Below are 24940 nucleotides of genomic sequence, written 5' to 3' on the forward strand. Positions count from 1 at the left end.
TAATCGCATGACCCTGGCTGATATTCGTCTGGACGATAAATACCGGCTCGCCACCGGCAACCTGTACCTCACCGGAACACAGGCGCTGACCCGGCTGCCGATGCTGCAGAAGCAGCGTGACGAAGCGCGCGGGCTCAATACGGCGGGTTTCATTTCCGGCTATCGCGGCTCGCCGCTGGGCAATCTGGACAAAAGCCTGTGGGATGCGAAGGATTATCTCCAGCAGAACGCCATTCATTTCCAGCCGGGCATCAACGAAGAACTCGCAGCCACTGCCGTATGGGGCAGCCAGCAGGTCAATCTGTTTCCTCAGGGCAAGTACGACGGGGTGTTCGCACTCTGGTACGGCAAGGGACCGGGTGTCGATCGTTGCGGTGACGTCTTCAAGCACGGCAACTCGGCCGGCGTTGCGGCCAACGGCGGGGTGCTGATCCTCGCGGGCGATGATCACGGCTGCAAGTCGTCGACCATTGCGCACCAGAGCGAACACGCCTTCATCGCCTCGATGATTCCGGTGCTCAATCCCAGCAACGTTCAGGAAATCCTCGACTACGGCATCATTGGCTGGGAGCTTTCGCGCTACAGCGGTTGCTGGGTGGCGATGAAGACCATCGCAGAAAACGTCGATTCTTCTGCGGTCGTCGAAGTCGATCCGTTGCGCATGCAGACCCGCATTCCCGAAGATTTTGAGCTGCCCGAAGGCGGTCTGCACATTCGCTGGCCGGATCCACCGCTGGCCCAGGAAGCGCGCCTCAACACTTACAAGATCTACGCCGCCAGGGCGTTTGCTCGTGCCAATGAACTGAACAAGGTGGTCATCGATTCTGCCCAGCCGCGTCTGGGTATCGTGACCACAGGCAAATCCTATCTGGATGTGCGCCAAGCGCTCGAAGAGCTGGGCATTGATGAGCAACTCTGCGATCAGGTCGGCATTCGCGTGCTCAAAGTCGGAATGAGCTGGCCGCTGGAGCCGGTATCGGTGCATGACTTCGCCCAGGGTCTGGACGAGATTCTGGTGGTCGAAGAAAAGCGCAGCGTCATCGAAGACCAGTTGACCGGCCAGCTGTACAACTGGCCGGTAGACCGTCGCCCGGTGGTGGTTGGCGAGTTCGACGAGCAGGGCCGCTCATTGTTGCCGAACCTGAGTGAACTGACTCCGGCGATGATCGCCCGGGTCATCGCCAAACGGCTTGCTCCGTTCTACAGCAGCGCGCAGATCGACGCGCGCCTGCAGTTTCTCAGCGAGAAGGAAAAAGCCCTGCAGGCGCCGCTGTTCACTACCCAGCGCACACCGCACTTCTGTTCCGGCTGCCCGCACAACACCTCTACCCGAGTACCGGAAGGCAGCCGTGCACTGGCGGGTATCGGCTGCCATTACATGACGATCTGGATGGACCGTGCGACCGATACCTTCACCCAGATGGGCGGCGAGGGCGTGACCTGGATCGGTCAGGCACCGTTTACCGATACCCCGCACGTGTTTCAGAACCTGGGTGATGGCACCTATTTCCACTCGGGCCATCTCGCGCTTCGGGCGGCTGTCGCGTCCAAGGTCAACATTACCTACAAGATTCTCTACAACGATGCCGTGGCCATGACCGGCGGGCAGCCTATCGATGGCGTATTGCGCGTCGATCAACTGAGCCGTCAGGTGTTCAACGAAGGCGTGCAGCGCATCGCCCTGGTGTCTGACGAACCGGACAAATACCCGAACAGGGAAGGCTTCGCGCCGATCACCACGTTCCATCACCGACGCGATCTGGACAGCGTGCAGCGCGAGCTTCGCGAGTTCAAAGGCGTGTCGGTGATCATCTACGACCAGACCTGCGCCACCGAGAAGCGCCGTCGCCGTAAGCGCGGCACGATGCCTGATCTGGAAAAACGTGCGTTGATCAACCCGGCGGTGTGCGAGGGGTGCGGTGACTGTGGCGTGAAATCCGGCTGTCTGTCTGTGCTGCCGAAGGAGACTGCGCAGGGCCGCAAGCGTGAAATCGACCAGAACGCCTGCAACAAGGACTTCAGTTGCGTCGAGGGCTTCTGCCCCAGTTTCGTCACCGTTCATGGCGGCAAATTGCGCAAGCCGGTCCTGCCTAAACAGGTCGAAGCGTTCGCCACCTTGCCGGAGCCGACTCTGCCTTCACTGGAACGGCCATTCAATATTTTGCTGCCTGGCGTCGGTGGCACCGGTGTGACCACTGTAGGTGCAATGCTCGGTTACGCCGCCAATCTGGAGGGCAAAGGCTGCAGCGTGCTGGATCAGGCCGGACTGGCGCAGAAATTTGGTCCAGTGGTCAGCCATATCCGCATCGCAGCGCGCCAGCAGGATCTCTTTGCAGTACGGATTGCCGCTGGCGAGGCGCATCTGCTACTGGGTTGCGACCTATTGGTGGCAGCCGGGCCGGATGCGATTGCCAAGCTGGACAGCGCGATTTCCCATGCGGTGGTCAACAGCCAGCAGACGCCGACTGCAGAGTTCACCCGCAACCCGGATGCCGTGTTCCCGGTCGAGGCCATGAAGCAGACCATCATCGATGCGGTGGGCGCAGACAAGACCCATTTCGTCGAAGCCACCTCGCTGGCGACCCGGTTGATGGGCGACAGTATCGCCAGCAACCTGTTCATGCTCGGTTATGCCTATCAATTGGGCTTGATCCCGCTGACGTCGAAGGCCATCGAGAAGGCCATCGAGCTTAACGGTGTGTCCGTGAGCCTCAATCAACAGGCTTTCCTGTGGGGGCGTCGTACCGCTCACGATCCGGTTGCGGTGGAAGCATTCGTCAATCCGAAACAGCAGCCCGTCGAGCCGTCGCAGCTTACGCTGGAACAGCGTATCCAGAGCAATCTGGCCACGTTGTCCGAGTACCAGAACCAGGCCTATGCCGATCGCTACCTCAAACTCGTACAGCGTGTGCAGGATGCCGAAGCCAGGGTGTTCCCCGGTCAGCAGCCAACGCTGACCGAGGCCGTGGCGTTCAACTACTTCAAGCTGCTGGCCTACAAGGACGAATATGAAGTGGCGCGCCTTTACAGCAACGGTGACTTCACACGGCAACTGGAAGCGCAGTTCGAAGGGGATTACCGCCTTGAATTTCATCTGGCGCCGTCATGGCTTGCCAAGCGTGACCCGCACACCGGGCAGCCGCGCAAACGCAGCTTCGGTCCCTGGATGTTGCGGGCATTCGATGTGCTGGCGAAATTCAAGTTTTTGCGTGGCACCGCGCTCGACCCGTTTGGCCGCAGCCTTGAGCGTCGTCAGGAGCGCGAGCTGATCGAGCGCTACGTCAGCGATGTCGAGCTGATTCTGCAGCACTTGCAGGCTGGCAATCGTCACACTGCGTTGAGTCTGGCACGCCTGCCTGAGCGTATCCGCGGCTATGGTTACGTCAAGGAGAGTGCAATGAAGGCTGCTGCGTTGCAGGCGAATGTGCTGCGTCGCAGTCTTGAAAGCGGAGAAGTGGCTGCGCCGAAGTTGTATGAGGTGGCGGCGTAAACAGAGCCTGTCTGGTTATTTATAACTGACGGATTGCGCATTCACGGCGGATGCGCAATCCATTCTTTGTATTCAAAGGCGTGTTAATTCTATCTGGGCATATGCTTTTGAGTGGTTTCTGTTGAGTGTTGTTATCAAATACTATTGAGCTGATTAATATATTTGAATTTAATTTTTCACAGATGGTCGCCAACGTTTAAAGTAAAAAGAATATTTGCTCTAAGTTTAAAGTTTGAAGTTGTGATGCCGAAAACTTGATGCAGGTTGCACCGGCAGGGAGTCGCCAAATACATCACACTCAAAAACTTATCAAGAGCTTTATATGCTGACTACTCTTCTGGGCAATATCAGTGTCCGGTCCAAACTTGTTCTGGGCTTCACACTGGTTATTTTGCTGACTGTACTTATCGCACTCACAGGCTGGTCGGGCATTGTCTCTCTGAGCGATCGTAGCGAACGCACCGCCGATATCGGCAAGCTGAGTACCCTGACACGCGACATGCGCATCGCGCGCCTGTCGTTCACGATCAACTATGATGCCGAGCGCGCCAGCAACTGGCTCAAAGCGTACGAGAATCTCGATAACCATGTGCGCTATGCCTCGACGGTGTTCACCTCCGAGATCAATGTGCCGCTGATCAATGCGTCGCAGGCTGCCATGAAAGATTATCGGATTCATTATGACAACCTGATGCAAGCCACCGAAGCGCGGGAAGCCACCCGTCAAGTGTTCGGTCGGCACGCGGATGCGGCAGCGGAAGACCTGCAGAAACTGCAAGGGGTTGCAAACTCCAGTGAGGGCAGTGCGCAGTTGCGGGAAACATCCGCCCAGGCATTGATGGTCTTTCAGAAAATGCGCTTCGATGTACGCGGGTACACTTTTTCGCTCAAGGCCGACAGCAAGGTGGTCGCTGAGTCCTCCATCAAAACAGCCATCGACTTCATGAAAACGTTGAGCGGATTCAGCGGTCAGGCCGATACCGTTAAACATCTTCAGGATGCCTTGACTGCTTATCAGAGCGCGATTGGTCAATTCGTCAGCGCGCAGGCCAGAATCGATGAAGCTCAGGCCGGTGTTTCCAAAAACATCGAGATCCTGCTCGCGTCCGCTGACCAGCTTTCCAAAAATCAGGTCACCCTGAGAATGGAGGATATGAATCAGGCCAAATCCCTGCTGATTCTCTGGCTGGTGTCCGCACTGGTGGTCAGTATCCTTGCGGCCTGGGTCATCACCCGACTGATCGTCGGCCCGTTGATGGAAACGCTGAAGCTGGCCGAACGTGTGGCAGATGGCGACCTCACTGACAGCCGCGTCATCACCCGCAAGGACGAACTGGGTCTGCTGCAAGGCACCATGCAACGCATGACAGGCAACCTGCGTGAACTGATTGGCGGACTGCGCGATGGCGTCACCCAGATCGCCAGCGCGGCGGAGCAGTTGTCTGCCGTTACCGAGCAGACCAGTGCCGGGGTTAACAGCCAGAAAACCGAAACCGATCAGGTCGCGACGGCGATGCATGAGATGTCCACGACTGTGCAGGACGTGGCCAGAAATGCCGAGCAGGCCTCGCATGCCGCAGTCAATGCCTCGAAAGAAGCGCGTGAAGGCGACAGCGTCGTTGCCAGGGCGATCACTCAGATCGAAAGTCTGGCCAGCGAAGTTGAACACTCCAAGTCCGCCATGGACGAGCTGAAAAGCGAAAGCAACAAGATTGGCGGCGTTCTGGACGTGATCAAGGCGGTTGCCGAGCAGACCAATCTGCTGGCGCTCAATGCGGCTATTGAAGCGGCTCGCGCCGGTGAAGCCGGTCGAGGCTTCGCGGTGGTTGCCGACGAGGTGCGCAGCCTTGCGCAACGCACCCAGACCTCTACAGAGGAAATCGCCTCGCTCATCGGCGGTCTGCACAGCCGAACGGCACAGGTCGCGACCATTCTGGAGAGCAGCCGGGCGTTGACCGAAAACAGCGTGGAACTCACCCGCGACGCCGGGCGATCCATCAACAACATTACGTCGTCGATCTCGACCATCGAGACCATGAATCACCAGATCGCTGCGGCGGCCGAACAACAGAGCGTTGTGGCCGAAGAGATCAATCGCAGCGTGCTGAAAGTGCGGGATATTTCCGAGCAGACCGCATCCGCCAGCGAAGAGACGGCTTCATCAAGCATCGAACTGGCGCGCCTTGGTGTGCACCTGCAAGGTCTGGTCAGTCGTTTCAAGGTCTGACTTCAAGGCATCTCCGTAAGGCGATGCCTGACGATTCCGGCGCGCGGGCAAGAAGGCGCGCCGGATCAACGGCCCCACATCTCCATCGCGAAGTCGACGAAGCTGCGCAGCTTTGGCAGTCGATAGCGGTCCTGTACATACAACAGATTCATGGGGCGGCTGGGTAGCTGATAATCCGGCAACAGCGCCACCAGTCGGCCTTCATCCAGATCGCGTTGCACCAGCGCGTCCGACAGCATCACCACACCCATCCCCACGCGGGCAGCGTTGCACAAGCCTGACGAGGTATTGATCAGCATCGAGCCCTGCACGTCTACCAGCACTTCACCTTCTGCGCCGGTCATGCGCCAGCGCTTGCCTGTGTCACGCCATCCATCACCTGCCTGATAGGCGAACGCCAGACAGTTGTGTGCACGCAAATCCTCGGGCCGGATCGGCGTGCCGTGGCGGGCCAGGTAATCGGGCGAGGCGCAGATGGTCAGGGTGTAATCCTGCAAGGGTCTGGCAATCAGCGGCGAAGCGTCGGGAAGGGCGCCGAGCCGAATGGCAATGTCGAAGCCATTGTCGATCAGGTCCAGGCGCTGATCGCTCAGGACCAGATCGAGCCTGACCTTTGGAAAGCGTCTGGAGAATTCGGCCATTGCCGGAGCCAGCACCTCCGAGCCGAAGGTCAGGGGGGCCGTGATGCGCAGGGTTCCTGCGGGTTCGCCCTGGGTCTGTTCGGCGATTCGTTCGGAGGCAGCCACCAGCCCCAGCACTTCCAGACAGCGTTCGTAGTATTGCGTACCGAACTCTGTCAGGCGCTGACGGCGCGTCGTGCGGGTCAGCAGACTGACGCCCAGACGCTGTTCCAGCGAGCGCAGGTGATTGCCGACCATGGTGGTGGAAATCGAGCACGCCTGGGCGGCACCCGTCAGGCTGCCGGTTTCGACCACTTTTACGTACACGGTCATCGCCTGAAACAGGTCCATTATCAATTCCAGCTTTAAAATGATTGAAGTGATTCGCGGTTTATCGAGCGCAGGTGGTTAACGATACTGCAAAAACACTTCTTACACCTATGGAGCTTCACCTCATGACCACGGCCTGCCTGATGACCACATACCAACCCCTTGCCCTGAGTTTCAGCCATGGCCTCGGCACTCGCCTGTGGGATCAGGCGGGTCGTGAGTATCTGGATGCGGTGGCAGGCGTGGCCGTTACCAATGTCGGTCACTCGCACCCGCTGCTGGTCGAGGCGATCCGTGATCAGGCAGGGTTGCTTTTGCACACCTCCAACCTATACAGCATTGACTGGCAGCTCCGTCTGGCACAGAAGTTGACTGCGCTGTCCGGGCTTGATCGGGTGTTTTTCAACAATTCCGGTGCCGAAGCCAATGAAACAGCGCTCAAGCTGGCACGCTTGCACGGCTGGCATAAATACATTGAGCAGCCGTTGGTGGTGGTCATGGAAAACGCATTCCACGGCCGTACCCTGGGCACGCTGTGCGCCAGCGACGGGCCTGCGGTGCGCTCGGGGTATGGCGTGTTGCCAGGGGATTTCGTCAAGGTGCTATTCGGTGATCTGGCAGCCTTCAACAAGGTCTGTGATCAGTACGGTCATCGGATCAGCGCCGTGCTGGTCGAGCCAATACAGGGAGAGGGCGGTGCTCGGGTCGCGCCTCAAGGTTATCTCAAGGCCCTGCATGAACGCTGCACGCAGCGTAACTGGCTGCTGATGCTCGACGAAATCCAGACCGGCATGGGCCGTACCGGCAAGTGGTTCGCGTTTCAGCACGAGGGCTTTGTGCCGGACGTCATCACCCTGGCCAAAGGGCTTGGCAACGGCATTCCCATCGGAGCGTGCCTAGCGCGGGGCAAGGCGGCTGAACTGTTCACGCCGGGCAGTCATGGCAGTACGTTTGGCGGTAATCCGCTGGCCTGTCGAGCCGGGTGTACCGTTATCGATATCATTGAGCAGCAGAGCCTGGTGGAAAACGCCCGGCAGCAGGGGCAGCTTTTGCTGGAGCGGCTGCGGGCCAGGTTGAAGGGCCATCCTCAGGTGCTGGAGGTCCGGGGCAGGGGGCTGATGATAGGTATCGAATTGCTACAGGCCATTCCCGGGCTGACGCGGCTTGCAGCGCAGGATCATGGTCTGCTCATCAACGTGACCCGTGGCAAGGTCATTCGTCTTTTACCACCGCTGGTGCTGGATGCTGCGGAGGTCGCGCTGATTGTGGAAGGGGTTGCCGCGACGCTGGATAGTGCCATTTCCTTGCAGCATGAACGCCTGGCTTGATGTGAAGGTTTGAGTGCAGGAGCTATGCTGGGCTGTACCGCAACGACCCAAATGCGGTAGAACAGGGGCGCATTGCGTGTGTCTATGCAATGGCTACCCCATGGATTCAAAAGGAGCCCACCATGTCAATCCGGTCCCTGACCTCCGCCGTTCTGCTCGTCGCCGCAGGGCTTGTCCTGGCAGGTCCCGCCCTGGCCGCCGACAGTGATGGCCCGCTGGCGCAGGAGCGTGGCAAGACACGCCCACTGATCATCATTGTCTCCAGTAAGGCTGACCCAACGCTCGTCAGCGTCAAGAAAGCGCTTGAGGAGCCCGCCAACCGCGAAGCGTTCGCGCAACGCAACATGGTGTTGTTCACGGTGGTCAACACCATTGGCGAACGCGACAACAAGACCTTGGACGCGCAGTCCACAATGGCCCTGATTCGCGAGCTCAAACTGAACGCTGGCGACAAAACCAAAGTCATTCTGAAGGGTAAGGACGGGGAGACAAAGCTCAAAAAGGATGAGAATGTCGATCTCAAGGAAATCTTCGCCACCATCGACCAGATGCCGATGCGCGAACGAGAAGCCAGCGCGCCGCCGCCTGAGCCGGAACCCAAGCTTGCACCTGCCGAAAAAGCCGGAAAACCGGGCAAGGCTGCACCGGCCGGTAAAACGCTGGACGACTGATTGAGTGCCGCGCAGCCTCTTCGGCGCTGCGCGGCCTCGCAGTAAATATCGGGCCGTGGGAGGCGGCTTGCCGGCGATGCAGTCGACGCGGTATGTCAGGAAAATCGCGTCATGGCTCATCGTCGGATTGCCGCCCAGACCAAGCCCCTCTGCTCAAACAACCTGTAAGCCACTGAAAGAACGCGATTTTTTGTAGGAGCGCGCTTGCCCGCGATTGCGTCATGTCAGTCACTGATTTTCTGTCTGAAAGAACCTATCGCGGGCAGTCGGTCGGTTACGTGGCGTTTGATGGGAGATATCGTTTGTATCTCTCACAGCATTCAACCCCTGTACCTACTCGCCGCGTATGTACTGCTCGAGCTGCTGAATCAGGCTGGCCTGTTCATTGATGGCTTCCTTCACGAGGTCACCGATCGACAGCAGGCCCAACAGCTCGCCGTTCTCCACGACCGGCAGGTGGCGCAGGTGGCTGTCGGTCATGATTCCCATGCACGCCTCGACGGTCTGTTGCGAGTCGACGGTGATCACCTTGCTGCTCATGATCGCGCTGACCGGCGTGCCCACGGACGAGCGACCTTTGAGAATCATCTTGCGGGCGTAGTCACGCTCGCTCATGACGCCTACCACCACGCCATTTTCGACCACCGGCAAGGCGCCGATGTTCTTCTCGGCCATCAGCCTGAGCGCATCGAGCACCATATGGTCCGGCCCGATGGTGTGCACTTGCTGGTTGTGTTCGGCTTTCAGTTTCAACAACTGGGCGACGGTCTTCATGGCGCTCTCCGGTGTGAGTGTGACCCTGTGTCTAGGCACAGTGCTGTCTTCTACAGAATCGTGCAGTCAGTGCGTTCCGGCAAGTGGCAAAGCGACCTCAAACCGGCGAGAACCCGACAGTCAGCTTTCCGACTGACAGGTCTGAGCCTGAACGGCGTCCAGAAACGCTGTCAGCGGCATGGGCCTGTTCAGGTAATAGCCCTGGGCTTCGTCGCAGCCCAGTGATTGCAGGCAGTCAAGTTGTCGAGCAGTCTCGACGCCCTCGGCAGTGATGGTCATCGACAGGCTACGGCCTAGTTGAATGATGGCCTGAACGATGGACAGACTCTGGGTATTGGCGCCGATCTCGCTGATGAAGCTGCGATCGATTTTCAACGTGTCGAAGGGAAACATTTTCAAGTAACTCAGCGACGAATAACCCGTGCCGAAATCGTCCATCGACAGCCTTACACCCAGGGTCTTGAGTTCATTGATCAGCTTCAGGGCGGCCTGAGCGTCGTGAATCATTACCCGCTCGGTCACCTCCAGCTCCAGGCGATGACTGGGCAGACCGGTCGTGGCCAATACCTGGCGCACCCGCTCCACGAGCCCTGGCGTGCGAAACTCAACAGCAGAAATGTTTACCGATACGCGCAGGTCACTGTCCCAGGCCACTGCATCGCTGCAGGCCCGATGCAGCACCCAATCGCTCAATGACAGGATCAGGCCGTTCTCTTCGGCCAGTCCGATGAACTGGTCCGGCATGCACAGTCCCAGTGTTGGATGCTCCCAGCGAATCAGCGCTTCGGCGCCGCAGATTCTGCCACTGAGGACGTCATGGCGAGGCTGATAGCGCAGCGTGAACTCGTCGTTCCTTATCGCCACTCGCAGGCTTTTTTCCATCTCGCGCAACTCAGTGATGCGTGTGCTCATCATCTGTTCATAAAAGCGCCAGGTATTGCGACCTTCCTTTTTTGCCTGGTACAGGGCCAGGTCCGAAAACCGGATCAGATCCTGACTTTCATGGGTGTGCAGGGGACAGAGGGCAATGCCGATGCTCAGACCGATGAACACTTCCTGATTGTTGATCGTGAAAGGACGGCGGATGTGGCGTATCAATCGCTCGCACAGCTGTTCAACCTTTTCCATGGTGGCAAGACTGGTCGCCACCATCAGGAACTCATCGCCGCCTTGCCGGGCCAGCAATCCACAAGGAGGCAGGCATCGCGACAGCCGTTCGGCAACCTCACGCAGCACACTGTCGCCCACACTGTGCCCAAACACATCGTTGATGGGTTTGAAGCTGTCCAGGTCGAGGTTCAGCATGGTCACCGTCGAACCCGGATCGGTGCGCTGTTCGAAGGTGCGATTCAGGAAGGCCTGCATCTGGGTGCGATTGGGCAGGCCGGTCAATGCATCATGCTGGGACAGGTGAAACAGTCGCGACTGGGCTTCCACCTCATGGGTGATGTCCGAGGCAATACCCAGGTAGCCCTTGACCTGCCCATCTAGCACGATCGGCCTGACGGCAATGTTACTGGTGCGCACGGCGCCCTGTAATGAGTGATGCGTACAGCGCAGCACCGCGCGCTCGTCCTTGGGGCGCTCGAGACGAATCCAGTCGGCCAGTGACTGGCTTTCGCAGGACAGCAACTGCGTCAGGTAGCGTCCTGTCCAAGGGTGCGATGCATGCCCGGTGACACGGGTGAAACGCTCTGAGAGGTAGGTGATGCGAAGATCGGCGTCGGTTTCCCAGACCCAGTCCGATGCGCTTTCGGCCACGTTGCGAAACCGTTCTTCACTGCTGAGCAGTGCCGCTCGACTCTGAGTGAGGAGGTCAAACTGCCGGTCCATCAGTTCGGCGGTTCTCATGGTCTTTCGGGTAACACGTCTGGCAATGAACGCCAGGGTAATCAGAAAGATGATCAGAATCGGCAGCAGGCCGCCGACCAGCTTCATGCCCGGCTGTTCGGGATCCCAGCGCAACAGCAGTCCCGGGGCAATTTCCAGTGACGGAAAGCGTTTCGCATCCTGCGCGTCGGTCGCTTCGCGCAGTCCGTCGAGACCATAGAGCAAGCCCAGGGCCTGCAATTTTTCGGGGGTGAGTCTGTAGGCCAATACCAGAATCGACTGGACGGTATCGGTCTGTTGCACCTGGTCATCGCCGCCGGTGGTCAAGGGCGCTGCGATCAACAACACCGGACCATGGTCCACCTGACGCATCTGGGTGAACACCTCATCCTCGCTGGCGCGTTCACGGGCCTGAGTGACAAGTTGATCCTGACCGCTGTTCAGCCAGTCAGTCAGTTGCAGCGTGACCAGTTCGCCCTTGTCCACGGCATAGGTGGTGTGATTCTGGCCATCAACGACAAAAACGCCGTCGAACCCGAAGTCCGTATACAGCGAAGCGCCGAGGTTGTTGCGTGTGTACGCCCAGTCCGTGTCGACCTGGATGTGCAGGTGCTTGTAGGCGTCCCCCCAGTAGGCATTGTCCTTGAAGGTCGCAACCAGCGCCTTTTCCCGGGATTGCCAGATATTCTCGACCAGCCGCTGACTCTGCAACGCCGCGCTGTGATTGAGCTGGTAGGTGATATAGAACAGCGAGACGATCATCACCGATGACAGCGCGCCCAGCAGGCCGGCCATGGTCATGAGGGTGCGACGTGCCAGAAACGTGTTGCCCGGGATGGCTCGTGGCAGTGGGTCGAGCGAGTCGAGGGATTTCATTGCTGCTATTCCATGGTCAATAGCGTCGACACGACACGTCGCGATCATTCTGGCGGCACTTGCCTGTGGCGGGTGCGCCCACTCGTATGTTCAATCCATGGTCAGAAGTCATGTCTGGCTATCGGCGGCGGCAAATGTTTCTTGAACCGACCGTCAGGCGCGCCTTTGCGCGCATAGCCACGTAGAATCGGGCGCTGAATCGTCTGATCGAGGTTGCACCGTTGGATTTACAGCAGGGCTTCATCCTGAGTCGGCACTGGCAGGACACGCCCGCAGGGACGGAAGTCGACTTCTGGCTGGCGACCGATGACGGTCCGCGTCATCTCCGTCTGCCTTGTCAGCCTTCCGTTGCGTTCATTCCGGCCGAACAGCAGGAACGTGCCCGGGCCTTGCTAAGAGCAGAGCGCGGTGTGGAGTTGCGGCCGCTGCAATTAAGCGACTTTCGCCATAGGCCGGTGCTGGGCGTTTATTGCCAGCAGCACCGGCAACTGATGAACATCGAAAAGCTGCTGCGCAAGGGCAATGTCGATGTGTATGAAGCCGACATCCGTCCGCCCGAGCGCTACCTCATGGAGCGCTTCATCACCGCGCCCGTGCAGTTCAGCGGCACGGCGGATGCCGACGGCGTGCTGTGCAATGCGCAGATCAAGCCGCTTGCCGATTACCGCCCCCGATTGAAACTGGTGTCGCTGGACATCGAGACCACTGCGCGCGGCGAGCTGTACTCGATTGCGCTGGAGGGTTGCGGTCAGCGTCAGGTCTACATGCTGGGCCCAGCCAACGGTGGCAGCGAAGCGCTGGATTTTCAGCTCGAGTATTGCGAGACCCGTGCCCAGCTGCTGGAGCGTCTGAACGAGTGGCTGGCATTGCATGACCCTGACGCGATCATTGGCTGGAACGTGGTGCAGTTCGACCTGCGAGTCCTGCACGAACATGCACAACGTCTGAATGTGCCGCTCATGCTGGGTCGTGGCGGGGAAACCATGGGCTGGCGTGAACATGGCAGCCGCAACAATCATTTCTTCGCCGACATCAGCGGACGGCTGGTGATCGACGGCATCGAGGCGCTGCGCTCGGCGACCTGGAGCTTCCCGTCTTTCAGTCTGGAGAACGTCGCGCAGACGCTGCTGGGCGAAGGCAAGGCCATCAGCACGCCATACCAGCGCATGGATGAAATCAACCGCATGTTCGCCGAGGACAAGCCCGCGCTGGCGCGTTACAACATCAAGGACTGCGAGCTGGTGACGCGGATCTTCGCCAAAACCCAGTTGCTGACCTTCCTGCTGGAACGCGCCACGGTGACCGGGCTGCCAGCCGACCGCAGCGGTGGTTCGGTCGCGGCTTTCTGCCATTTGTACATTCCGCTGATGCACCGTCAGGGGTTTGTGGCACCCAATCTGGGCGAGCGTCTGCCGGAAGCCAGCCCTGGCGGATTCGTCATGGATTCACAGCCCGGCCTTTACGAATCGGTGCTGGTGCTGGACTACAAGAGCCTGTATCCGTCGATCATTCGCACTTTTCTCATCGACCCGGTCGGGCTGATCGAAGGCCTGCGTCACACTGACGACAGTGAATCGGTGCCGGGTTTTCGCGGCGCACGTTTCTCTCGCACCCGGCATAGCCTGCCTGCCATTGTCGAGCGGGTCTGGCAGGGCCGGGAGACGGCCAAGCGCGAGCACAACGCGCCGCTGTCCCAGGCCCTGAAAATCATCATGAACGCGTTCTATGGCGTATTGGGCTCCAGCGGCTGCCGGTTCTTCGATCCACGGCTGGCATCATCCATTACCCTGCGCGGCCATGAAATCATGCTCAAGACCCGCGAACTTATCCAGGCGCAGGGCTACACCGTGATCTACGGCGACACCGATTCGACGTTCGTCTGGCTTGGCCGTCCGCATGGTCAGGAAGAAGCCGCCTCGATTGGCAAGGCGCTGGTGCAGCAGGTCAATGAGTGGTGGCGCGAACATTTGCATGACACGTACGCGCTGACCAGTGCTCTGGAACTGCAATACGAAACCCACTTCAAGCGCTTTCTGATGCCGACCGTTCGTGGCGCGGAGGAGGGCAGCAAGAAACGTTATGCCGGGCTGGTCACGCGTGCCGACGGCAGCGAAGAGATGGTTTACAAGGGGCTGGAAACCGTTCGCACCGACTGGTCACCACTGGCCCAGCAGTTTCAGCAGGAGTTGTACCTGCGGATCTTCAAGCGTCAGCCGTACCAGGACTATGTGCGCGATTACGTGAGGCGCACGCTGGCAGGCGAACTGGATGATCTGTTGATTTACCGCAAGCGCCTGCGTCGCAAGCTGGACGACTATCAGCGCAACGTGCCGCCACATGTGCGTGCGGCGCGCCTCGCTGACGAGTACAACGACCAGCAAGGCCGCCCGCGTCAGTATCAGAGCGGTGGCTGGATCAGCTATGTGATGACCGTCGTCGGCCCCGAGCCGCTTGAAGTCTGCACGGCGCCAATCGATTACGACCACTATGTGACCCGGCAGCTTCAACCGTTGGCCGATGCCATCCTGCCGTTCGTGGACGATGATTTCGCCACCCTGATCGGCGGGCAATTGGGGTTGTTCTAGCGACTTACTGTCGTTTCGCGGCAGGCAGACGCCTGTCCATTCAACATGATTCAGAGCTATGCAAGGATTCAACGTGAGCAGAGAGCAACTGGAACAACAGCAGATTCCGATCTATTTCATTGCCGTGGTTGTCGCGGCCGTCGGCGGGCTTTTCGTGCCTGTCGCGTCGCAGGCATTGGCTGTGCTGGTGACCCCGGCGATTGCCGTGCTCATGTACGCCATGTTTCTGCAGATCCCGTTTCTGGACCTGCGTCAGGGGCTGAGCAACAGACGTTTCATGCTCGCGCTGCTGATTGCCAACTTTGTGGTGATTCCGCTGCTGGTCTGGTTACTGACCCGCGTGCTGAGCGAACACACGGCCATTCTGGTGGGGGCCTTGCTGGTGCTGTTGACGCCCTGCATCGATTACGTCGTGGTGTTCACGCACTTGGGAAAGGGTGATTCGCGACTTGTCCTGGCCGCCACGCCCTTGCTGCTTCTTCTGCAACTGGTGCTGTTGCCGCTGTACCTGGCACTGATGCTGGGAAGCGAGTCGTCGGTGGCGATTTCCATCAGCCCCTTTATCGAGGCGTTTCTGGTGTTGATCGTACTGCCGCTGGTGCTTGCGGTGCTCACCGCTGCCGGGGTCAGGCGATCATCCATGGCGGCGCGCTGGAACGATGCCTGGGCGTGGATGCCGGTACCGGCGATGGCTGCGGTTTTGTTCGTGGTGATCGGTTCGCAGATCGCTTCGGTGGCGAACAGCATCGATCAGTTGCTGCCTGTGATTCCGGTGTATCTGGCGTTCATGGTGCTGGCACCACTGGCGGGTGCGCTGGTGGCCAGAGCCTTCAGGCTGCCTGCAGTCAGCGCCAGATCGGTGGCCTTCAGTACGTCAACGCGCAACTCGCTGGTGGTACTGCCTTTGGCCCTCGCACTGCCGGAAGGAATCAGGGAGCTCGCGGCGGCGGCCGTCATTACTCAAACGCTGATCGAGTTGGTGAGCGAATTGATCTACATTCGTGTGATTCCTGCGCTGATCCGTGGAGAAGAGCAGGCTGAAGCCGTTCACTGACCTTTCACGTAGACCGGGTCAGTTCTTCGGCAAGCAGTGGCAGCAGCTGTTCGCACGGTGCTTCGATCTTCATGTCCAGCAATTCGTCGGCGCGGGTCTTGCCGTGGTTGATGGCGATGATCGGTTTGCCCTGTTCGGCCATCGCCTTGCACAGGCGGAACGCTGACCAGGCCATCAGTGACGTACCCACCACCAGCAAGCCTTCGGCCTGATCCGCGCTGAGCATGGCTTTCGCGGCAGTGGGCGGGGCGACATTCTCGCCAAAGAACACCACGTCAGGCTTGAGCCGGTTGCCTTGGCAATGCGGGCATGGCGGCACCTTGAAACCGGCCTCGAAAGCAGGGTCCAGCACGGTGTCTCCATCCGGAGCCTGAACGGCATACACGCCGAGCAGATACGGATTCTGCTCCAGCATCACCTCCTGAATCGCCGCACGGTCGTGACGCTGATGACAATCCAGGCACAGCACCCGGTGCAGGCTGCCGTGCAGCTCGATCACTTCACGGCTTCCCGCCTGCGTGTGCAAGGCGTCGACGTTCTGGGTGATCAATCCTGTGATGGCGTGACTGTTCTGCAAGTGTGCCAACGCTTGGTGCGCCGCATTGGGCTGCGCCGCCCGGATTCTCGGCCAGCCCAGCATGGCCCTTGCCCAGTAACGTTGGCGGGCCGCCGGGTTGTTGACGAATTCCTGATACATCATCGGTTGTTTGCCACGCCGAACCCCGTCCTTGTCACGGTAATCGGGGATGCCGGATGCGGTGCTGATACCGGCTCCGGTAATCACCAGAAACGGCCGTTCAGCCATGTGCTGGCCAAGGGCGTCGAGCTGTTCGCGGGCAGGGCTGTCCAGCATGTCAAACCTCGTGTGGTCTGCAGATCATGGATGTGACATTACCATCAAGCGTATTGTTCGCAGGGCCGGTAGATCAGCCTGACAGTATGCGGTTGTTGTCCTGCCACGCCATTGCGTGCGACCTTTGCCGACTGACACCCAACAAGGAAGCCATGAATGCGCTCGTTCGATTTCAAACAGGTCGATGTCTTCAGTGAACAGCCGCTGCTCGGCAACCCATTGGCTGTGGTGCTCGGTGCTGACGGTCTGAGCGATGAGCAGATGGCGGCTTTCGCCCGTTGGACGAATCTGAGCGAAACCACTTTCCTGCTCAAACCTACCGATCCGCGCGCCGACTATCGCGTACGCATTTTTACCACGCTCCACGAACTGCCGTTTGCAGGGCATCCGACGCTGGGCAGCTGTCACGCATGGCTTGAGAGCGGCGGCGTTGCGCAGGGTGAGGAAATCGTTCAGGAATGTGGCGTGGGTCTGATCAGGATTCGTCGTGACGGTCAGCAGTTGGCATTTACTGCGCCGCCCTTGCTGCGCTCCGGCCCGGTAGAGCCCGATCTGGTTGAGCAGGTTCGCGATGGTTTTGGTCTGGAAAAAGGCGCGATTCTGGATGCGCGCTGGGCAGACAACGGTCCGGGCTGGATGGTGCTGAGATTGGCAGATCGTGCCAGCGTGCTTGCGCTGCAGCCGGATAACGCGAAGCTCAATGGGTTGAAGATTGGCGTGTTCGCACCCTGGAGTCCCGCAGTGGACGGCGACGAGGCGCAGTTTGAAGTGCGCGCGTTCGTGCCGGGAGACGGCATGGCCGAGGATCCTGTCACTGGGAGCCTGAATGCCGGTATTGCCCTGTGGGTGCTGGAGGATGGTCTGGCCGCGGACAGCTATGTCGCCAGCCAGGGCGCCGCGTTGGGCCGCAAGGGCAGGGTGCACGTCAAGCGTGTAGGTAATGACGTGTGGGTCGGTGGGGCAACGGTGACCTGTATCGATGGGCGCGTTTCGCTTTGAGGTTGCAGTTCAATCACGAGTTATCGAAAAACCCATAAGCCACTGAAAAAAGCCATTTTTCTGTGGGAGGCGCCACCACGTCTTCGACGTAGCGCTGTCGCGCGGCAAACACCGGACTGTGGGAGGCGGCTTGCCGGCGATGAACGATGACGTGATTTTCCTGACCTACCGCGTCGACGACATCGCCGGCAAGCCGCCTCTTATCAAACAACCTATAACTTACTGAAGAAACTGGGTTTTGTGGGAGCGGACTTGTCCGCGAAAAGGCCGGTACATCCGACGCATATGCGGTGGCTGAAACACTGCATTCGCGGACAAGTCCGCTCCCACGACGCCCGGTGTTTGATGCGCGACAGCGCTACGTCGAAGACGTGGTGGTGCCTCCCACAAAAACGTGTTCATTCAGCAGATTACGTGTTGTTTGATAAGAGGGCGCTTGCCCCGCGACAGCGCTAAAACGAAGACTGGGTGAGGCCTCCTATAAAACGTTATTTCTCCAGTAGGCTGCGCGCTGCTTGAAGACAAACCCGGCTGCAGCACATATCGACAAATAGCTTGATCTCATACCTGGATTCGCAACCTCTCAATCCCGATGCGCAATCTTCTTGCCGCGTCGGGCGGCGATATCGTTCGCCTGACCATCGCGTTGTTTGCCCGTGCGGGCCTGGGTAATCAGTGCCGGAATAAGCGGGCCTTCCGGCAGGTTTTTCCAGAACCGTGACGGGAAATGGCCTTCCATGACTTTGGGGTTGAGGCGGGCCGGGTTGAAGATGTGGCTGTAATAGGTCAGCCACAGCTCGCCATGCGGATCGTCGACCTGACGTGCCATGGTCTTCCAGGCTTCCGGGCAGCGGCGCTCATGGATCAACTGCTTGCCGTCGTAATAGACGCCATCCTGCGGCGTGGCGATCATCCAGCGGTGCTGGCCCATACGGCCGATGAAGTGCTCGCTGGCGCTGTGCAGAATGTCATGGGCCGGTTCGTGCCAGGCTACGTATTCCGGGCGCATCAGCTCATCGTCCTGCTCGGGCGCGGGCAGTGCCACAAAGCGCAGAAAGGCGTGCAGGTGATGCGCCTCGCGGCGAATCGACTTGAGTCGCCGGTGCAGCTCGCTGCCCAGTTTGTCGCCCGCCATCATCGCCGTACGGTCGCCATGGCTGACGCGCCACAGCACTTCATACAACAGGCTCCAGCGTTGCTCTCCACGGTAGCGCGATGCGCTTTCCAGCAAATGCAGCAGTTCCAGCGGCACGCGTGCCTGGAAGGGGCCTTGCTCTTTCGGACAGTCCTGATCGCTGCCGAACAGGTCGGCAGCATCCGGGGATTTCCAGCTGACCTGGCTCGGGTCGATCCCGTGGCTCAACAGCCAGCGCGCCTGCTGCCGCCAAGTATCGAACAGGTCATCGCAATCAAGACAGATCATCCCCACAGTCCCATCTGTTGAGGTTGCGGACGGTCACGTAACTGATGATGCAGAAACTCGCTGGTCGTCTCGGCCTGAGGCGGGTGGTAGTCGCTGGTGATGATGAAGGGCTTGGCCTTGGCCAGCACACAGCGCATACGGGTCAGGTCTTCATAGCGGATGCGCCGCTGCCGACGCAGTTCGACCAGTCGCTGGGTGGTGCGAATGCCGATGCCGGGCACGCGCGCGATCAATGCAGGGTCGGCGTTGTTCAGGTCCAGTGGGAACACTTGGCGGTTACCCAGCGCCCAGGCCAGCTTCGGATCGATGTCCAGCGCCAGATCTCCCGGGCCGTTCAACAACTCTCCCGCCGTGAACCCATAGCCACGCAGCAGAAAGTCAGCCTGGTACAGCCGATGCTCGCGCATCAGGGGCGGTGCCGCCAGCGGTACGCTGTTCGGGCTGTTGGGGATCGGGCTGAACGCCGAGTAGTAGACCCGGCGCAGCTTGAAGTTGCTGTAAAGCGACTGCGCGCTGTGCAGGATTGTGCTGTCGTCAGTGGCATCGGCCCCGACGATCATCTGGGTGCTTTGCCCGGCCGGTGCGAATTTCGGTGAGCGTGGTTCGTTGCGCACGGTCTGCTCGCCGGTATAGATCGTCTGCATCGACCGCTTGATCGAGGCGACGTCCTTTTCCGGGGCCAGAGTCTGCAGGCTCGCATCAGTAGGCAACTCGATGTTAACGCTCAGGCGATCGGCATAGCGACCGGCCTGGGCGATCAACGCGGGGTCGGCGTCGGGAATGGTCTTGAGGTGGATGTACCCGCGAAACTCGTGCACTTCGCGCAACAGGCGGGCGACCTCCACCAGTTGCTCCATGGTGTAGTCCGCCGAGCGGATGATGCCGGAGCTGAGAAACAGGCCACTCACACAATTGCGACGATAGAAATCCAGCGTCAGGGTGACCACTTCTTCAGGCGTGAACCGGGCGCGGGGCACGTCGCTGGAGCGCCTGTTGACGCAATACTGGCAGTCATAGAGGCAGAAGTTGGTCAGCAGGATCTTCAGCAGGGATACGCAACGCCCGTCGGGCGTGTAGCTGTGGCAGATACCCATGCCATTGGTTGAGCCAAGCCCGGATTTATCCTGCGAACTGCGCTTGGGTGCTCCGCTGCTTGCGCATGACGCGTCGTACTTGGCGGCGTCCGCCAGAATGCTGAGCTTGTCGATGAGCTGCATGGAATACCCCATTACTGTTTGCATGTACAGTAGCGGGTTGCAGGGCAAGACTCAAGCCGGGCGGCATCAAGCAGACCGAAGGTCAGGCGGGGCTGAAAAAACATGACGAATATGAATGTTATTTTATAACGGCAAGATGATGGCTTATGTAATACTGTAACGAATAGTTTCAGGTTGCTTCGTAGTGAAAACACCTCACCCATCGTCTATCGCAAGCTCGGTCCTGGCCCAGTCAGCCTGGAAGCGCATTCTGTTTTCCCTGTCCGTTCTGGCGCTGCTGTGGCTGGCCATCGGCTGGTCGGTGGCCATTCCGTGAGCGCCGCCATCGCGCTGGAAAACCTCACGGTGGCCTATGAGCGTCGGCCTGCCGTTCACCACATCAGTGGCCGTTTCGAAGCCGGGAGCCTGACGGCTATCGTCGGCCCCAATGGCGCAGGCAAGTCCACCTTGATCAAAGCCATCGCCGGAACCATGAAGCCCGCGCAGGGCCGCGTGGATCGCGGCCGTCTGGCAATCCGCACCATCGGCTATCTGCCACAGGCTGCCGAGATCGACCGCAGTTTTCCGCTGAGCGTGGCTGACACTGTGGCGATGGGCGCCTGGCACAGCATCGGACCGTTCCGCAGCCTGACCCGCAACCATGCCGACCTTACCCGGCAGGCGTTGTTGACGGTCGGTCTGGAAGGCTTCGAAACGCGCAGCATCGGCTCGCTGTCGTCCGGGCAATTCCAGCGGGTGCTGTTCGCCCGACTGCTGCTGCAGGATGCCTCGGTGATTCTGCTCGACGAGCCCTTCACCGCCATCGATGCGCGTACCACACGCGATCTGCTGCAACTGGTGCGGGTCTGGCACGGCCAGGGACGCACCGTGATTGCCGTGCTGCATGACATCGATCAGGTCCGCCAGCATTTTCCGCAGACCTTGCTGATGGCCCGCGAGGCGATTGCCTGGGGTGACACGGCTGAGGTGCTGAGCGTCGCCAACCTTCGCAAAGCCCGCAACATGGCCGAGTACTGGACCGTCGATGAGTCCATGTGCGACGTCGAGGATGAGCCGTCATGATGCTTTACAACCTGGTGATCGAGCCTTTCGTCGAGTTCGGTTTCATGCGTCGTGCGCTGGTGGCATGTCTGGCGTTGGGTATCGGTTCCGGACCGGTTGGCGTGTTGCTGATGCTCAGACGCATGAGCCTGGTGGGCGATGCGATGAGTCATGCGGTGCTGCCGGGCGCCGCAGTCGGCTTCATGGTTGCAGGGCTTTCGTTGCCGGCGATGGGGTTCGGCGGGCTGATCGCCGGTCTCGCGGTTGCGCTGTTATCCGGACTGGTCAGCCGCCTGACGGCGCTGCGCGAAGACGCCAGCTTTGCCAGTTTCTACCTGACTTCCCTGGCCGCAGGGGTGTTGATCGTCTCGCTGCATGGCTCCAGTGTCGATCTGCTCCATGTGCTGTTCGGCACCATTCTGGCCATCGACAGCGCCTCTATCTATATGGTCGGCGGCATCGCTTCGTTCACCCTGATTCTGCTCGCCGTGATCTACCGCCCGCTGGTGCTTGAATGCTTCGATCCGGGCTTTCTGCGCGCAGTCGGCGGGCGCGGTTCGCTGTATCACGTCCTGTTTCTGCTGCTGGTGGTGCTGAATCTGGTGGCGGGCTTTCAGGCCTTGGGCACGCTGATGGCGGTCGGCATGATGATGCTGCCAGCCACGGCGGCGCGTTTCTGGGCCAGCTCATTGAGCGCGCTGATGTTGATCTCGACCCTGCTGGCCACGCTGGCGGGCCTCATCGGACTGATTGTTTCCTACCATCTGGGCGTCGCGTCGGGGCCTGCCATCGTCCTGACCGCCAGTGCGTTCTACGTGTTTTCTCTGCTCTTCGGGCGCACGGGCATCCTGCGCCGACTGTTTCCCAAACCTCACCTGGCTCACTGAAAAGGTATGTCATGAAACGACTGATGTTGTTGAGTTCAATGGCCGCGCTGGCGCTGTCTGCCTTTGCATCCATCGCCCAGGCCAAGCCGTTGGAAGCGGTTGCATCGTTCACGGTGATCGCCGATATGGTCAGCACCGTGGGTGGCGATCGTGTGCACGTTACTTCTCTGATCGGCCCCAATGGCGATCCGCATGTCTACGAGCCGACCCCGACCGATGCACAGGCCCTGAAGAACGCTGACCTGACCTTCGTCAGTGGTCTGCATCTGGAAGGCTGGATGGATCGTCTGATCAAGGCGTCGGGCTACAAGGGCCAGCCGGTGGTGCTGTCCGAGGGCATCAAGACCCGCAGCATGGACGAGGACGGCAAGCGCATCACCGACCCGCACGCCTGGAACAGTGCCGCCAATGGCGTGATTTACGTGCGTAACATTGTGGCTGCGCTGAAGAAGGCTGACCCCGAAGGCGCAACGCTGTATCAGGCCAACGGCGACCGTTACATCGTCGAGCTGCAGCAGCTGGACCTGTATGCGCGTGACCAGATCAAGGCCATCCCGACAGCCAATCGCAAGATCCTCACCTCGCATGACGCCTTTGGGTATTTTGGTGATGCCTATGGCGTGACGTTCCTGTCGCCGCTTGGCCTGTCTACCGAATCGGAAGCATCGGCAGCGGACGTCTCGAAACTGATCCGGCAGATCAAGGCCGAGCACGTCAGCGCCTATTTCTTCGAAAACTCGGGTGATCCGCGTCTGGTCAAGCAAATTGCCGAGGCGAGCGGTGCGCAGCCAGGCGGCGAGTTGTATGTCGAAGCCTTGTCACCGCCGGACGGTCCTGCTTCCACGTACGCGAAGATGTTTCGCTACAACGTCGACACGCTGGTCGCCGCGATGAAGAAGCATCAGTAATCCATATCAATGTTCAGCGGGGTGTAGCGGGTCGACGATATCCAGTCGCCGTACACCTCCGCCAGGGTCAGGTAGTCGGCGAACAGTCCGCGTCCATTGATCTTCTCTGCAGCCAGCCCTGCAGTCTTCAGTCGGGTGTCCTCAGCGGCGCCTGCCGGTGGAATCACCCAGAACGCACTGAACCCTTCGGCGGTAATGCCTTCGGTCCTGATCGTGTCGATGAAGTCGTCCTGCGACAGCCATTCCAGCGCTGCGTTGTAATGGCTGACAATGGCATGGAGGGGGAGGGGGTGTTGCGGTATTGCCCTGTCGGCGAATACCAGACCTGACAGGTAGTGGGCAAGGGCGGGCAAGCGATAAGGGGCAATCTGAGCAGACATAGTGTCATCCTCGATTTTCTGAGGGTGGGGGGATGTCGTACTCCTTTCATTACGCGACGTGTTGAGCATAACGCGCAGCCCTCGTTCTACAAGGGCTGCGCGACAGGCTGTGTCAGTTATTCAGGAATTTGAAGACGGTGGTCTGGGTGTAGGCCTTGCCTGGATCAAGCCGGGTGCTCGGGAATTTTGGCTGGTTGGGCGCGTCGGGGTAGTGCTGGGTTTCCAGCGTGAACGCGCCCCAGTGCGGGTACACCTTGCCGCCCTTGCCGTGGATGCTGCCATCCAGGAAGTTGCCGGTATAGAGCTGCACGCCGGGCTCGGTAGTGAACAGTTGAAGTGTGCGGCCCGACTGCGGATCGCTGACTTCAGCCGCCAGTTTCTTCACGTCACCCTTGGTGTCGAGCACCCAGTTGAAGTCGAAGCCACCCTGCTTGGGTTCGGCGTATTTCAACTGCTGATGATCGTCCTTGATGTGCTGACCAAAGGCGGTGGGTTTGAGAAAGTCCATCGGGGTGCCTTTCACGGCAGGCAATTCGCCGGTCGGGATCAGTTTGTCGTTGACCGGGGTGTAGTGCGAAGCGTGCAGGGTGGCGACCTGCTTGAGAATATCGCCGCTGCCTGCACCCGCCAGGTTGAAGTAACTGTGGTTGGTCAGGTTCAGCACCGTGGGCTTGTCGGTGGTCGCGCGGTAGTCGATCTTCAGCTCGTTTTTCTCGTTCAGGCTGTAAGTGACTACGGTGGTCAGCGTACCGGGGAAACCCATTTCTCCGTCAGGTGAGACGTAGGTCAGTTTCACGCCGACAGAATCACCGGTCTTCGTGTCTTCGGCTTTCCAGAGTCGCTTGTCGAAACCCTGATTGCCGCCGTGCAGCGCATTGGTCTTGTCGTTGAGCGGCACCTGATAGGTTTTGCCGTCCAGCGTGAATTTGCCGCCTGCGAGGCGATTGCCGAAACGACCAATGGTGGCACCAAAGTAAACCGTGCCGTTGTTCTGATAGCCCTGCACATCGTCGAAGCCCAGCACGATGTCTTCCACTTTGCCGGCTTTGTCAGGAACCATCAGCGATTGAAGGGTGGCGCCATAGGTGATGACGCTGGCTTCGATGCCGTGGCTGTTGCGCAGGGTGTATTTTTCGACGGCGGTGCCATCGGGCAATTGGCCGAAGCTGCTGTGTTCGCTGGACAGCGTTGCGGCGTGCGCGGTCAACGTGCTGATCATGAGAGACAGTCCAAGGGTGCTGAGAAGAGCATGCTTTTTCATCTGATCTACCCGCTTTTATTTTTATTGGTAAGACTATTTGATCGGATTTTTATCCGATGGGAGGATTTATAGCCCAAAAAATGCTGCTTGAAAAATTAATTGTAATACTATTTAGTAATGCAGGTGTTGCGCTGACCATGTGGACCGCTGGGGTTCATTTGACAGCCATTGGTATGATGATTAGCC

At 59.4% G+C, this 24940-nt stretch carries 19 protein-coding genes and 1 pseudogene; 12 read left to right on the forward strand and 8 right to left on the reverse strand.

Annotated elements, in window-relative coordinates; genetic code table 11:
• Positions 1–7: 7 nt before the first annotated feature.
• From CFBP1590_RS12080 to CFBP1590_RS28465, 3 genes and pseudogenes are all read left to right on the forward strand, one after another.
• Positions 8–3490 (forward strand): indolepyruvate ferredoxin oxidoreductase family protein, encoded by a 3483-nt coding sequence (locus CFBP1590_RS12080; protein ID WP_088235108.1) that lies wholly within the window; start codon positions 8–10, stop codon positions 3488–3490.
• A 322-nt stretch (positions 3491–3812) separates the two neighbouring features.
• A pseudogene (locus CFBP1590_RS28460) lies at positions 3813–4814 on the forward strand (methyl-accepting chemotaxis protein); the annotation flags it as partial.
• Positions 4815–5012: 198 nt separating this feature from the next.
• Positions 5013–5717, forward strand: coding sequence for a methyl-accepting chemotaxis protein (locus tag CFBP1590_RS28465; RefSeq protein ID WP_374729063.1), 705 nt, complete (start codon positions 5013–5015; stop codon positions 5715–5717).
• 65 nt (positions 5718–5782) lie between these two features.
• On the opposite strand, the gene CFBP1590_RS12090 is transcribed toward CFBP1590_RS28465, so the two are convergent.
• Complete coding sequence (locus tag CFBP1590_RS12090) at positions 5783–6688, reverse strand: LysR family transcriptional regulator (protein WP_058431665.1); 906 nt, start codon at positions 6686–6688, stop codon at positions 5783–5785.
• A 104-nt stretch (positions 6689–6792) separates the two neighbouring features.
• Here CFBP1590_RS12090 and CFBP1590_RS12095 point away from each other — a divergent pair, with 104 nt between their 5' ends.
• Both CFBP1590_RS12095 and CFBP1590_RS12100 read left to right on the forward strand, forming a co-directional pair.
• Positions 6793–7995: an aspartate aminotransferase family protein gene (locus CFBP1590_RS12095; RefSeq protein ID WP_088235110.1), complete on the forward strand. Its 1203-nt coding sequence runs from the start codon at positions 6793–6795 to the stop codon at positions 7993–7995.
• Between the two features lie 122 nt (positions 7996–8117).
• Positions 8118–8666 (forward strand): DUF4174 domain-containing protein, encoded by a 549-nt coding sequence (locus tag CFBP1590_RS12100; protein WP_088235111.1) that lies wholly within the window; start codon positions 8118–8120, stop codon positions 8664–8666.
• A gap of 333 nt (positions 8667–8999) precedes the next feature.
• Here CFBP1590_RS12100 and CFBP1590_RS12105 read toward each other — a convergent pair whose 3' ends face one another.
• Positions 9000–9440 (reverse strand): CBS domain-containing protein, encoded by a 441-nt coding sequence (locus CFBP1590_RS12105; RefSeq protein WP_004882122.1) that lies wholly within the window; start codon positions 9438–9440, stop codon positions 9000–9002.
• A 120-nt stretch (positions 9441–9560) separates the two neighbouring features.
• Complete coding sequence (locus CFBP1590_RS12110; RefSeq protein ID WP_088235112.1) at positions 9561–12146, reverse strand: bifunctional diguanylate cyclase/phosphodiesterase; 2586 nt, start codon at positions 12144–12146, stop codon at positions 9561–9563.
• A gap of 221 nt (positions 12147–12367) precedes the next feature.
• Between CFBP1590_RS12110 and CFBP1590_RS12115 the strand changes: the two genes are divergently transcribed.
• Complete coding sequence (locus CFBP1590_RS12115) at positions 12368–14731, forward strand: DNA polymerase II (protein ID WP_088235113.1); 2364 nt, start codon at positions 12368–12370, stop codon at positions 14729–14731.
• A 73-nt stretch (positions 14732–14804) separates the two neighbouring features.
• Entirely contained in the window at positions 14805–15785 is a 981-nt protein-coding gene (locus CFBP1590_RS12120) for an arsenic resistance protein (RefSeq protein ID WP_088236402.1), read from the forward strand.
• 4 nt (positions 15786–15789) lie between these two features.
• Here the strand turns inward: CFBP1590_RS12120 and CFBP1590_RS12125 are convergent, their stop codons facing one another.
• On the reverse strand, positions 15790–16638 hold the full coding sequence (locus CFBP1590_RS12125) for an NAD-dependent protein deacetylase (protein WP_088235114.1): 849 nt from the start codon (positions 16636–16638) through the stop codon (positions 15790–15792).
• Positions 16639–16794: 156 nt separating this feature from the next.
• Between CFBP1590_RS12125 and CFBP1590_RS12130 the strand changes: the two genes are divergently transcribed.
• Entirely contained in the window at positions 16795–17637 is an 843-nt protein-coding gene (locus CFBP1590_RS12130) for a PhzF family protein (RefSeq protein ID WP_088235115.1), read from the forward strand.
• Between the two features lie 583 nt (positions 17638–18220).
• Here CFBP1590_RS12130 and CFBP1590_RS12135 read toward each other — a convergent pair.
• Both CFBP1590_RS12135 and CFBP1590_RS12140 read right to left on the reverse strand, forming a co-directional pair.
• On the reverse strand, positions 18221–19060 hold the full coding sequence (locus tag CFBP1590_RS12135; protein ID WP_004882141.1) for a TIGR03915 family putative DNA repair protein: 840 nt from the start codon (positions 19058–19060) through the stop codon (positions 18221–18223).
• Positions 19057–20277, reverse strand: coding sequence for a putative DNA modification/repair radical SAM protein (locus CFBP1590_RS12140; protein ID WP_025994005.1), 1221 nt, complete (start codon positions 20275–20277; stop codon positions 19057–19059). Before CFBP1590_RS12140 ends, CFBP1590_RS12135 begins: the two co-directional genes overlap by 4 nt.
• Before the next feature lie 184 nt (positions 20278–20461).
• Between CFBP1590_RS12140 and CFBP1590_RS28270 the strand changes: the two genes are divergently transcribed.
• From CFBP1590_RS28270 to CFBP1590_RS12155, 4 genes are read left to right on the forward strand one after another with little or no spacing between them, the layout of a single operon-like run.
• The gene (locus CFBP1590_RS28270; RefSeq protein ID WP_257013868.1) at positions 20462–20593 is read left to right on the forward strand and encodes a hypothetical protein; all 132 of its coding nucleotides are present in this window, start codon (positions 20462–20464) and stop codon (positions 20591–20593) included.
• The gene (locus CFBP1590_RS12145) at positions 20590–21339 is read left to right on the forward strand and encodes a metal ABC transporter ATP-binding protein (RefSeq protein WP_032632687.1); all 750 of its coding nucleotides are present in this window, start codon (positions 20590–20592) and stop codon (positions 21337–21339) included. The genes CFBP1590_RS28270 and CFBP1590_RS12145 overlap by 4 nt, the downstream gene beginning before the upstream one ends.
• The gene (locus tag CFBP1590_RS12150) at positions 21336–22205 is read left to right on the forward strand and encodes a metal ABC transporter permease (protein WP_025994007.1); all 870 of its coding nucleotides are present in this window, start codon (positions 21336–21338) and stop codon (positions 22203–22205) included. Before CFBP1590_RS12145 ends, CFBP1590_RS12150 begins: the two co-directional genes overlap by 4 nt.
• Before the next feature lie 11 nt (positions 22206–22216).
• The gene (locus CFBP1590_RS12155) at positions 22217–23113 is read left to right on the forward strand and encodes a metal ABC transporter substrate-binding protein (protein ID WP_029241594.1); all 897 of its coding nucleotides are present in this window, start codon (positions 22217–22219) and stop codon (positions 23111–23113) included.
• Here the strand turns inward: CFBP1590_RS12155 and CFBP1590_RS12160 are convergent.
• Together CFBP1590_RS12160 and CFBP1590_RS12165 are read right to left on the reverse strand one after the other, a co-directional pair.
• Positions 23107–23493 carry a hypothetical protein gene (locus tag CFBP1590_RS12160; RefSeq protein WP_088235116.1) on the reverse strand — a complete coding sequence of 129 codons (387 nt, stop codon included), beginning with the start codon at positions 23491–23493 and terminating at the stop codon, positions 23107–23109. The genes CFBP1590_RS12155 and CFBP1590_RS12160 overlap by 7 nt on opposite strands.
• A 112-nt stretch (positions 23494–23605) precedes the next feature.
• Positions 23606–24754: an aldose epimerase family protein gene (locus CFBP1590_RS12165; RefSeq protein WP_043305999.1), complete on the reverse strand. Its 1149-nt coding sequence runs from the start codon at positions 24752–24754 to the stop codon at positions 23606–23608.
• Positions 24755–24940: the final 186 nt, after the last annotated feature.

It is taken from the genome of Pseudomonas viridiflava, from assembly GCF_900184295.1.
GTDB lineage: Bacteria > Pseudomonadota > Gammaproteobacteria > Pseudomonadales > Pseudomonadaceae > Aquipseudomonas > Aquipseudomonas viridiflava.